Source organism: Natronomonas marina (genome assembly GCF_024298905.1).
GTDB classification, from domain to species: domain Archaea; phylum Halobacteriota; class Halobacteria; order Halobacteriales; family Haloarculaceae; genus Natronomonas; species Natronomonas marina.
Genome location: NZ_CP101154.1, coordinates 1,677,279 through 1,687,546, shown reverse-complemented (window position 1 = coordinate 1,687,546; position 10,268 = coordinate 1,677,279). Strand labels below are relative to the sequence as shown.

9 protein-coding genes and 1 tRNA gene are annotated in these 10,268 nt (G+C 66.7%); 3 read left to right on the top strand and 7 right to left on the bottom strand.

Features of this window, described 5'->3' with window-relative positions; all coding sequences use genetic code 11:
* Positions 1-8: 8 nt before the first annotated feature.
* The 5 genes from bioD to trxA form a co-directional block, all read right to left on the bottom strand.
* The gene (gene bioD, locus NLF94_RS09140; protein WP_254841162.1) at positions 9-689 is read right to left on the bottom strand and encodes a dethiobiotin synthase; all 681 of its coding nucleotides are present in this window, start codon (positions 687-689) and stop codon (positions 9-11) included.
* Positions 686-1,885 (bottom strand): aminotransferase class I/II-fold pyridoxal phosphate-dependent enzyme, encoded by a 1,200-nt coding sequence (locus NLF94_RS09135; RefSeq protein WP_254841161.1) that lies wholly within the window; start codon positions 1,883-1,885, stop codon positions 686-688. The genes bioD and NLF94_RS09135 overlap by 4 nt, the downstream gene beginning before the upstream one ends.
* Positions 1,885-2,967, bottom strand: coding sequence for a (S)-8-amino-7-oxononanoate synthase BioU (bioU, locus tag NLF94_RS09130; protein ID WP_254841160.1), 1,083 nt, complete (start codon positions 2,965-2,967; stop codon positions 1,885-1,887). Before bioU ends, NLF94_RS09135 begins: the two co-directional genes overlap by 1 nt.
* An 18-nt stretch (positions 2,968-2,985) precedes the next feature.
* Positions 2,986-4,101 carry a biotin synthase BioB gene (gene bioB / locus NLF94_RS09125; protein WP_254841159.1) on the bottom strand — a complete coding sequence of 372 codons (1,116 nt, stop codon included), beginning with the start codon at positions 4,099-4,101 and terminating at the stop codon, positions 2,986-2,988.
* A gap of 174 nt (positions 4,102-4,275) precedes the next feature.
* Positions 4,276-4,665 carry a thioredoxin gene (trxA, locus tag NLF94_RS09120; protein ID WP_254841158.1) on the bottom strand — a complete coding sequence of 130 codons (390 nt, stop codon included), beginning with the start codon at positions 4,663-4,665 and terminating at the stop codon, positions 4,276-4,278.
* Between the two features lie 354 nt (positions 4,666-5,019).
* Between trxA and NLF94_RS09115 the strand changes: the two genes are divergently transcribed.
* A complete protein-coding gene (locus tag NLF94_RS09115) occupies positions 5,020-5,307 on the top strand; it encodes a PRC-barrel domain-containing protein (RefSeq protein ID WP_254841157.1) in 288 nt (95 codons plus the stop codon).
* Here the strand turns inward: NLF94_RS09115 and NLF94_RS09110 are convergent.
* On the bottom strand, positions 5,304-6,761 hold the full coding sequence (locus NLF94_RS09110; RefSeq protein ID WP_254841156.1) for a DHH family phosphoesterase: 1,458 nt from the start codon (positions 6,759-6,761) through the stop codon (positions 5,304-5,306). The genes NLF94_RS09115 and NLF94_RS09110 overlap by 4 nt on opposite strands.
* A 121-nt stretch (positions 6,762-6,882) precedes the next feature.
* On the opposite strand from NLF94_RS09110, the gene NLF94_RS09105 reads away from it, so the two are divergent.
* Together NLF94_RS09105 and NLF94_RS09100 are read left to right on the top strand one after the other, a co-directional pair.
* Positions 6,883-6,956 (top strand) — tRNA-Lys (locus NLF94_RS09105).
* A gap of 196 nt (positions 6,957-7,152) precedes the next feature.
* Complete coding sequence (locus NLF94_RS09100) at positions 7,153-8,403, top strand: transposase (RefSeq protein ID WP_254841155.1); 1,251 nt, start codon at positions 7,153-7,155, stop codon at positions 8,401-8,403.
* 200 nt (positions 8,404-8,603) lie between these two features.
* Here NLF94_RS09100 and guaB read toward each other — a convergent pair whose 3' ends face one another.
* Positions 8,604-10,082 (bottom strand): IMP dehydrogenase, encoded by a 1,479-nt coding sequence (gene guaB / locus NLF94_RS09095; RefSeq protein ID WP_254841154.1) that lies wholly within the window; start codon positions 10,080-10,082, stop codon positions 8,604-8,606.
* Positions 10,083-10,268 lie beyond the last annotated feature (186 nt).

Sequence of the window (10,268 nt, the reverse complement as noted above, 5' to 3'; positions counted from 1 at the left end):
CCGTAGTGTCACAGTGGGGGCTCCTCCCCCATCTGTTTGTGCAACGGCGGTACGGATTCGAGGAGTTCCTCGTGGGCCTGGCGGCCGTCCAGCGACCGCTCCGGTAGCGTCCACACCGGCGTCTCGCACATCCGCTCCAGTTCCGCGGGGTTGGTCCGCTCGGCGACCGTCGCGCCCTCGTGACGATTGAGCGCCACGCCGAGGATGGGTACCCTCCGATTCTCCAGGGCCTCGACTGTCAGGGCCGTGTGGTTCAGCGTGCCGAGTCCCGAGCGTGCGACGACCAGTGCGGGCACCGACAGGTCGGCCACGAGGTCGACGATTTCGCGCCGCGGGTCGTTCGACAGCGGCACCCGGAGGCCGCCGGCCCCCTCGACGACGCCGACCTCCGCGTCGGCCAGCGCCGCCCGGGTCTCCGACAGCAGTTCCTCGTACCGTATCGGGTCGTCGCCCCGGCGTGCGGCGACGGCCGGGGCGAGCGGTTCGCCGAACGTGCGGAGCCGGGTGGCTGCCCCCTCGGTCGAGCAGACATCCCGAACGTAACCGGCGTCGTCGTCCTCCGGGAAGCCGGTCTGGGCGGGCTTGACGGCACGGGCGTCGACGCCGCGGCCGCGAAGCCGTGCGACCAGCGCTGCGGTGACGACGGTCTTGCCGACGCCGGTGTCGGTGCCGACGACGGCGACGTTCACGCGAAGTCGCCCTCCTCGGCGGCGGCCTCGAAGGCCGACAGACAGCGGTCGACGTCGGCGTCGGTGTGGGTCGCCTGCGGTGCCAGCCGGATTCGGCTCGTCCCCTCGGGCACCGTCGGCGGGCGGATGGCCGGCGCGACGACGCCGGCCTCGCTGAGCCGCCCTTCGAGCGCGAGCGCGTCGGCCCGGTCGCCGACCACGACCGGCAGGACGTGGGTGTCGCCCCACACCTCGTAACCCAGCGTCTCGAGGCCGTCCCGGAGCCGGTCGACGTTACGCCACAGCGACTCGCGGCGCTCCGGGGCCAGTTCCAGCGCGCGCTCGGCGGCGGCCGCTGCCGGCGGCGCCAGGCCGGTCGAGAAGACGAACGACCGGGCCGCGTTCAGCAGGTGCTCGACGAGCGGTTCGTCGCCGGCGACGAAGCCGCCCTGTGCGCCGAGTGCCTTCGACAGCGTCCCTAGCTGGACGTCGACGCGGTCCGCGAGGCCACGCTCGCCGACGAGGCCGCCCTCGTAGACGCCGGTGGCGTGGGCCTCGTCGACCATCACCCAGGCGCCGAACTCCTCGGCGGCGTCACAGACCGCCGCCAGCGGCGCGGCGTCGCCGTCCATCGAGAACACCGAGTCGGTGACGACGAGCCACGACTCCCCGGCGTCGGCCGCCTCGGCGCGGGCGGCCATCGTCGCCGCGAGGTCGGCGGCGTCGCAGTGGTCGTACACCTCGACGTCGGCGCCGGAGAGTCGGGCGCCGTCGACGATGCTCGCGTGGTTCAGTTCGTCGGAGTAGATTACGTCGGGGTCCAGTGCCGTGATGGTGCCGACGTTGGCGGCGTAGCCCGACGAGAACGCCAGCGCGCGCTCGGTGCCCTTCTCCTCGGCAAGGCGGCGCTCCAGCGACCGGTGGATTGGGGTGTCGCCGACGACGAGTCGGGAGGCACCGGCGCCGGCACCGACCTCGCGGGCGGCGCGGGCGGCCGCCCCGGCGACCCGCTCGTCACCCGCCAGCCCGAGGTAGTTGTTGGCCGCGAAGACGACCCGCTCCTCGCCGAACTCGGGCGGGTCTCCGCCGGGGTCGTCGGCGGTCCGGGCGCGGCCGGCGACGGCGTCGACCGGGTCGAGGTGTCGCCGGAGACCGGCCCGCTCGCGCTCCCGGAGCCGCGCCTCGAGGTCGAAGCCGTGGGCGTGCTGCAGCGACATCAGAAGCCGGGCATCAGATCGGCGGGCCCGAAGACGCCGTACTCGCCGGCGCGGTTCCGGCGGACGCCGGCCTTCAGGTAGCCCAGCGCCGGCCCGTTGACGTTGGCTTCCATGCTCGTGTCGTCGTCCAGCCGGAAGGTGTTGGTGCCGCGCTCGCCGTCGAAGGTCCGGCCGGTGACGCTGACCGTCGTGGTGGTGGGTTTCTCGTCCGAGCGGACGTCGAGAATCCCGCCGACGGTGACGTCCTCGGCGTCACAGATGCCGGCCCGCTCCAGCAGCACGTCGTCGGCGTGCTCCATGTCGGTGAACTCGATGCGGCCGTCGTGCTCCTCGACGATGTCCTCGATTGCCTCGTCGGTGAGGTTCCGAGCCGTCTCGATGTCGTAGCCGTCGAGGTGGGCGATGTCCTCCCGGACGGTGCCGCGGTTGTCCTCGTAACCCGACTTGAGGCCGACGCCCCACCAGATTTCGACCTCCTCTATCTCGACGAACGACTGGGCCGCCAGCGCCGCGGCCCCCGTGAGGAAGCCGGGCGTGGCGCCGGCGCCGCAGACGAACGTGATGCCGGACTCCTCGAAGACGTCCTCGCGGTCGTCGAGGTGGCCGATGACCCGGGAACGCTTGAGGACGTCCACGAGGACGCCCTCGTAATCGGCCTCGGCGAACCGCTCGGCGACGTTCGGGATGAAGTCGTGTTCGAGGTTCGGCAGCGCGATGAGAACCGCGTCGATGGCATCGGCCTCGGCGACGACGTCGTCGATGGGCGAGTCGGTCGGGTCGGCCTGTACCGATGCGGCGACGCCTCTCATCTCGCCGGACTGCTTGACGGCCGTTGCTCCTCCATCCGTTCGCGGCTCGCGGTGTTCGCCGCTCACGTCGTCCGAGGCGCGTCGCGCCTCGCTCGCTACATTGCCTTCGGTGGCGGCCATGAGTTCGTCGACGTCGAGGCCGTCGTGGTCGACGGCGACGCCGTGGCGGTCACAGGCCGCGACGGGCGTGAGTGCGTCCTTCTCCTTGGAAAGGTCGAGCGCTCGCCGTCCGATGCCTCCGGTTCCGAGAACTGCGAAGTTGATTTCGTTCATTGTCGTGTGTATTGTCGGTCAGTCGTCCAGTTCGGTCGCCGCGTTGCTGGTCGCGGTCCCGACGGCGGTGTCGGGCGCCGGTTCGTCGCTGTGGTCGGCCTTCACCCGCTCGGGGTCGAACTCGTTGACCTCGCGGTTGGGCTCCAGTCCCGCTCGCTCCATGATCTCGATGTCGTCGCCGGGGTCCTGGCCCTCGGTGGTGAGGTAGTCGCCCGTCAGCAGGCCGTCGGCACCGGCCTCGAACGGCAGGTGCTGTTCGTCGGGCGCGAGGTTGACCTCGCGGCCGCCGGTCAGCCGGACCCGCGATTCGGGGTGCAGGAATCGGTAGACGGCGATGGTCTTCAGCACCTCCGTCTTCGAGATGGCGGCGTGTTCCTGGTCGCCCATCGGCGTCCCCTCGACGGGGTTGAGTATGTTGACCGGCAGCGAGGAGACGCCGACATCCTGCAACTCGATTGCGGCGTCGACGCGGTCCGTCGGCGACTCGCCCATCCCGAGGATGACGCCGGCACAGAGGTCCATGCCGGCGGCCTTCGCCCGCCGGAGCGTCTTCAGGCGGTCCTCGAAGTCGTGGGTGCCGACGACCTCCGGGAAGTAGCGCCGGGAGGTCTCGATGTTGTGGTTGTAGTGGTTGAGTCCCTCCGCGGAGAGTATCTCGGCCTCCTCCTCGGTCAGGAGGCCGAGCGAGGCGTCGACCTCGACGTCGGTCTCGTCGCGGACCAGCCGGATGGCCTCGAGTATCTCCGACCACTCCTCGGGGCGGTGCTCCTTCGAGACGCCCTTCTCGGCGACGACGATGCCGAACCGCTGGGCGCCGTCGGCCTCGGCCCGCTTTGCGGCCTCCAGTACCTTCTCGGGTCCGAGGAAGCCGTAGGTGTCGATGCCGGTGTCGAAGTGGGCCGACTGCGCACAGAAGCCGCAGTCCTCGGCACAGTCGCCCGCCTTCGCGTTGACGATGCTGCAGGCGTCGACCGTGCCGTCGGAGTAGTGCCGCCGGACGATGTCGGCGCCGGCCGCCAGCGCGTCGGGTGGCTGGGCGATGAGCGCCAGTCCGTCGGTCCGGTCGAGGGTCTCCCCGTCCAGCACCCGACTCACGGCGTCGTCGACCGTTCGGTTGCCTGTCTCGTAAACCACGCTAGTCTACGCGGTTGACAGCAAAATAAATCTACCGGGAGTTGGGAGTTTTCGCCTGCTGCGGCTCGCGGGAGGCACGTACCATCGACAGAACGTCCAGTGTTGTAAACCTAGTGCCGATTCTGAGTTTACGGGAGGGTATCACCGGCCGGGGCGCGAGACGAAGGGGCCGTCTCAGGCGTGGGCTTCGATCTTTTCGACGAGGGTACTCTTGTCCTGGACGCCGACCATCCGGTCGGCCGGTTCGCCGTCGACGAAGAGGTACAGCGTGGGGACGCCCTGGACCTGGTACTGCTGGGCGAGGTCCTGGTGGGCGTCGATGTCGACCTTGGCGACGGCGGCATCGGTCTCGGCGGCGATTTCCTCGACGGTCGGTTCGAGCATCTTGCAGGGCCCACACCAGTCGGCGTAGAAGTCCACGAGCAGCAGTCGGTTCTCCGAGAGCAGTTCCTCGAGGTGAGTCCCGCCCTCGACGTGGACGGGTTCGTCGGGCGCCCCCGCCATGCTCCGGAGTTTTTCCTTCTTCTTCTCCCGGATGTCGTCGATGTCTTCGGCGTCGCTCATGGGCGAATATAGCGGACTGTCGGGGTTAATTCCTTCGGGGAACTGCACGGCGGACGCGACGACGGCGACGGTCCGGGCGAACCGTCGCCGACTGCCGGAACTGTCAGAGGCACCCCGGCACGTTTCTTTCACGACTCGAAATACTTCAGTTCATCTCTTCCTGTATTACTCGATCGTAAGGAGCAGTTGTATGACACTGACCGTCTGTGATAGATAAAATGAGGTTAACTTACGTTACATAGCGTCCGCGGCGTCGGTCCCGGGACCGGCGGCGGTCTCGCAGCGGGGGACAGTCGACCGGCCGGCGTGGTGAATACCGCCAACAGTTAAGGGGAGCCCACTCCACCGGCCGCTATGGAGTCAGAGTCCGTCCCACAGGAGATCACGTCGCTCGTCGGTCGCGAGGTCTACTCGAACAACGGCGTGTTCGTCGGGGAGGTCGAAGACCTCCGCCTCGATATGGACGCCGAACGCGTCACCGGCCTCGCACTCGGGGAGATCAACCGCGAACTGTTCGACGCCCGCGTCGACGGCTCGAAGGGCGTTCTCGTCCCCTATCGGTGGGTCCGGGCGGTCGGGGACGTGGTTCTCATCAACGACGCTATCGAGCAAATGACGGAGACCGACGACGAGGACGTCTAGTTCCCGTTGGAACCCTCGCCGCCGCTGCCGCTCTCGACGCCCATCGCCTCGAACAGCTTCGAACGCACCGCCTCCTCGGTCAACTGCAGTAGTGTCTCGCGGTTGTCGCCCGATATCTCCAGCCCCGTGAAGATGCCCAGCGGTATCTTCGCGGAGGCGTCCGTCGAGTGACCGACCACCTCGCCGACGTCGTCGAAGGCGTCCCCGAGCACCTTGCCGATGTTCATGCGGATGTCCTTCGAGCGCGCCGCGAGGTAGATGGTGTCGTCGGCGATGGCGAAGACGGCCGAGGTGGTGATTCCTTCCAGGTTCAGGAGGTGCTGGGCGGCCTGCGAGAGGGCGTCGCGGTCCCGGATGAAGCCGGCGTTCGAGACCAGATGCGACCCCTTCACCTGCCGGTTCCGGATGGCCTCCGCCAGCACGTCCAGCGTCTCGGGGCTCATCGACGGCGACTCGACCTGTTCGAGGGTGTCGTGGTCGGCGAACGGATAGAGGTACGCCGCCGCGGTCAGGTCCGCCGGCGTCGTGTCGCGCTTGAAGTCCAGCGTCTCCGCTCGGATACCGTACAGGAGTGCCGTGGCGACGGCTTCGGGCAGGCTGAGGTCGAACTCCTGGACGTACTTCGTGAGGATGGTCGACGTCGAGGAGACGTTCGGCCGGATGTCCTGGAAGGTCGCATTGTAGTCGACCTCGGGTTCGAAGTGGTCGATGAAGATGTCGACGTCCTTCTCGACGACTGGGTCGGAGGCCTTCGCACAGTCGACCAGCGCGAGCGTGTCGTAGGCCTCGAGGTCGGCGTCGTCGAGCGAGGTCAACTCGATGCCGAGCAGGTTGACGAACGCGCGGTTCTCCTGGTGGCCGATCTCACCCTCGTAGAGGATGTCGGCCTCGACGCCGCGGGAGTCGGCGATGGCCTGCAGCGCGACCGCCGAGGCGATGGAGTCGGGACCCGGCGAGCGGTGTGCGAGGATGGCCAGCGTCTCGCCGCCGTCGATGACCTCGGCGAGTTTGGCGGCCCGGTACTCGAGTTCGCCCTGTTCGAGCGCCCGCAGCGCCGAGTCCGCGATGACCGCCGAGGGGTTGATGACCACGTCGGCGCCGTCCTCGCGGAGTTCGTCGGCGGTGACGGGGTCCGACGCGCGGGCGATGATGAACTTGTTCTCGGCGTTTTCGCGGATGTTCTCGACGGCGACCCGGTTGGCCTCGACGTCCGACGAGAGGATGAGGATGACGTCGCGGTCGGCGACCGCCTCGACGGCCGCCGCCTCCCGGATGTCGGCGGTCCTGGCGTTGAGGTCCTGATCCCGCAGCGCCTCGACCCGCCCCTCGTCGCGGTCCAGAATGAGGACGTCCTTCTCGCCTGCCACCAGTTCCTCGGCGACGGCGTGACCGACGCTGCCGCACCCGAGGATGGCGTACGAGGACATCGATGCCATCGAGACGGTGCTGTTCATGTTAGGCGGCCCGAGGAACGGAACGTACTTAATAGGCCCGTACTCTCCGAACCGCGCGACGCCGTCCCGCCGTGACGGGAACGCAACCTATTTGAACCGACCACGGTTACGTGGATTCGCTGGGCCGATAGCTCAGTCAGGGAGAGCGACGGCCTCTTAAGCCGTCGGTCGGGGGTTCAAATCCCCCTCGGCCCGTGCAGCAAGCCGACGAGCGGCGCGAACGAGGTGGGCGCCCCCGACCGATCCACTCTCTATCTTTTAACGAGGAGAGAATCCCGCCGTTTACGGTGGGAGTGAATCCGACAACGCGGACGCCGACCACCGCCGATGAGAGGCCGGATATTCCACGTTCATCCATACCATTAAGTTGGTTACTCTATATAGGCTATGTATGGCGGTTGAGGTCACTCGCACCTACGTTGGTTCCATCCAGAACCACCGACAGGTCTGCGATGGCCTCGACTCGCTCGGAGACGCCGCTTCAAAAATCTGGAACGTCGCACGCTGGACAGCCGACCGCATCTGGGATGCAACCGGCGAGATCCCGGACGAAGGCGTGCTGAAATCGTACATGAAGAACCAGTCGTGCTGGAAAGACCTGAATGCGCAATCCAGTCAGAAAGTCATCGAAGAACTTTCCGACGCTTTCCAGTCGTGGTTCGACCTGCGACAGAAAGACCCAGAGGCGAATCCACCCGGCTACCGCAAACACGGCGACACACGCCCCAAGAGTACGGTCACGTTCAAAGAAGACGGGTTCAAACACGACCCCGAGAACAACCGCGTCCGCCTCTCGAAAGGCTCGAACCTCAAAGAGTATTGGTCGGACTTCCTGCTCTGCGAGTACCAGACGCGCCCCGACGTTGACCTCTCAGAAGTTGAGACGGTGCAGAACGTTCGCGCAGTCTGGAACGGCGACGAGTGGGAACTGCACTTCGTCTGCAAAGTCGAACTCGAAACCAACGACTTCGTAGGTGACAAAGTTGCGGGGATTGACCTCGGCATCACGAACATCGCCACGGTTGCGTTCCCTGACGAATACATCCTCTACCCCGGAAACACGCTCACAGAAGACAAGCACTACTTCACCCGAGCAGAGTACGACACCAAGGGTAAGAACGGCCCCTCGGAGACGTCGATGTGGGCGCGCCGGAAACTCGCAGACCGCGAGACGCACTTCTTCCACACGCTTACGGACACCATCATCACCGAGTGTGTCGAACGTGGTGTTGGCACGCTCGCGGTGAGTTGGCCCGAAGACGTACGAGAGTCTGACTGGGGAAAGACCGGCAACAAGAAACTGCACTCGTGGGCATTCGACCGCATCTACCAGTACCTCGAATACAAAGGCGAAATACGTGGCGTTGAGGTGCTGAAGGAGAACGAGTGGGACACCTCGAAGACCTGTTCACGGTGTGGTGACAACAGGAAGTCGAACCGTGTCGAACGCGGCCTGTATGTTTGCTCGTCGTGTGAGTTGGTAGCGAACGCGGATTGTAACGGGGCGGAGAATATGCGGCAGAAGATAACTCCGAGTCCTCACGGCGAGGATAGGAGTAACGGCTGTGTGGCACAGCCCTCGGTACGCCTGTTCGACCGCGAGAGCGGGACGTTCACCACGAGAGAACAGGCCGTATCGTAGACCGGCAAATATCCCACCCTGCGGGACGGGACGCCTCGCCGTGACCGGCGAGGAGGATGTCACTCCTGTGACCAGCGCCTACGAGGTCGCCCGTCGTTTGCACTGAGAGACTCACGCCCTGTATTCAGTACGGTTGCCGAAACGTATCCTCGACCCGCCGAAGCCTGTCGTCGACTGCCAAAGTCAACGGACCGGTACGCTCAGTTCTCGGGACTGTAGTTCGGCGCCTCGTCGGTGATGACGACATCGTGTGCGTGGCTCTCGGTCTGGCCGGCCGAGGAGACCCGAACGAACTCGCTGCGCTCCTTGAACGCGGGGATCGTCTCGGCGCCGACGTAGCCCATCCCGGACTGCATGCCGCCGACGAGCTGGTGCAGTTCCGAGGCGAGCGATCCCTTGTAGGGCTTTGCGGCCTCGACGCCCTCGGGGACGAACTCGTCCTCGTCGGGTTCGTCCTTGAGGTAGCGTTCGCCGCCGCCGTCGTTCATCGCACCGACCGAACCCATGCCCCGGTACTGCTTGTAGCGCTTGCCGTTCATCGTGATGACGCGGCCGGGCGCCTCGTCGGTGCCGGCGAAGTACGAGCCGAGCATGACAGCGTCGGCACCGGCGGCGATGGCCTTGATTGCGTCGCCGGAGTAGCGGATGCCGCCGTCGGCGATGACGGGGACGTCGTGGGCGACGGCGACGTCGGCGACCTCCGCGACGGCGGTGATCTGCGGCATGCCGGACCCCGAGACGACCCGCGTGGTGCAGATGGAACCGGGACCGATGCCGACCTTGATGCCGTCGGCGAAGTCGACGATTGCCTCGGCCGCCTCGCTGGTGCCGACGTTGCCGACGACGACGTCGGCGTCGACCTCCGATTTGATGTCCCGTGCGGAGTCGATGACGTCGAGATTGTGTGCGTGCGCACAGTCGATGAACAGCACGTCGGCGCCGGCGTCGTCTGCGGCACGGGCCCGGTCGGTCTCGAAGGGACCGACGGCGGCGCCGGCGACCAGGGCGCCGTCGTCGTCGCGGGCGGCGTTGTCGTACTCGCGGCGCGCCAGGACACCGGCCATCGTGATGAGACCCGTCAGCCGGTCGTCGTCGTCGACGATGGGGACCCGCTCTATCTTGTGTTCGTACATCAGTTCGAGGGCCTCGCGGGCGGTGACATCCTCGGCGGCTGTGACCACCTCGTCGGTCATCGCCTCCCGGACCTCGTCGTGCTCGCCGACCTGGAGGTACGGGCGGATGTCGGTCCCCGAGATGATGCCGAGGACCGTGTCGTCGTCGTCGACGACGGGAGCGCCGGAGACGCCAGCGCGGTCCATCATCGCGTCGACCTCACGGACGGTCTGGTCCGGGTCGGCGGTGACGACGTCGCGGATGATGAGTTCGTCGGCGCGCTTTACCGCCTCGATCTGTTCGGCCATCTCCTCGACGTCCATGTTGCGGTGGAGGACGCCGAGACCGCCCTGTCGGGCCATCTCGATGGCCAACTCGGCTTCGGTGACGGTGTCCATCGCCGCCGACAGCACCGGGATGTTGAGCGTGACGTTCCGCGAGACGCGGGTCGTCATGTCGGCGTCGTCGGGTTCGACGCGGCTCTCCTGGGGCCGAAGCAGGACGTCGTCGAACGTCAACGCTTCCGGTACGCGTAGTTTCTCCGAGAATGGATCGTCTCTCGCCATGTAAACCGTGGGGTGGCCCCGCCCAAAAGCGTTGCGAGAGCGACCGCTTGCGGTCACGGGGTGGTACCCAGCCGTGGCCGTACATACCGTCCGTCGATGGACGTTCGTCGTCATCGGTGGCCAGATTTTTTCGTTCCGAAACGTATTCCGCCGTGTGGTGGCTGGTCGTCGGGTGTGTGGGGACAC

Excerpts from the sequence above, each read along its gene's own strand:
- guaB (WP_254841154.1), bottom strand. The coding sequence starts at position 10,082 with ATGGCGAGAGACGATCCATTCTCGGAGAAACTACGCGTACCGGAAGCG.
- NLF94_RS09135 (WP_254841161.1), bottom strand. The coding sequence starts at position 1,885 with ATGTCGCTGCAGCACGCCCACGGCTTCGACCTCGAGGCGCGGCTCCGG.
- bioU (WP_254841160.1), bottom strand. The coding sequence starts at position 2,967 with ATGAACGAAATCAACTTCGCAGTTCTCGGAACCGGAGGCATCGGACGG.
- NLF94_RS09100 (WP_254841155.1), top strand. The coding sequence starts at position 7,153 with ATGGCGGTTGAGGTCACTCGCACCTACGTTGGTTCCATCCAGAACCAC.
- NLF94_RS09115 (WP_254841157.1), top strand. The coding sequence starts at position 5,020 with ATGGAGTCAGAGTCCGTCCCACAGGAGATCACGTCGCTCGTCGGTCGC.
- NLF94_RS09110 (WP_254841156.1), bottom strand. The coding sequence starts at position 6,761 with ATGAACAGCACCGTCTCGATGGCATCGATGTCCTCGTACGCCATCCTC.
- trxA (WP_254841158.1), bottom strand. The coding sequence starts at position 4,665 with ATGAGCGACGCCGAAGACATCGACGACATCCGGGAGAAGAAGAAGGAA.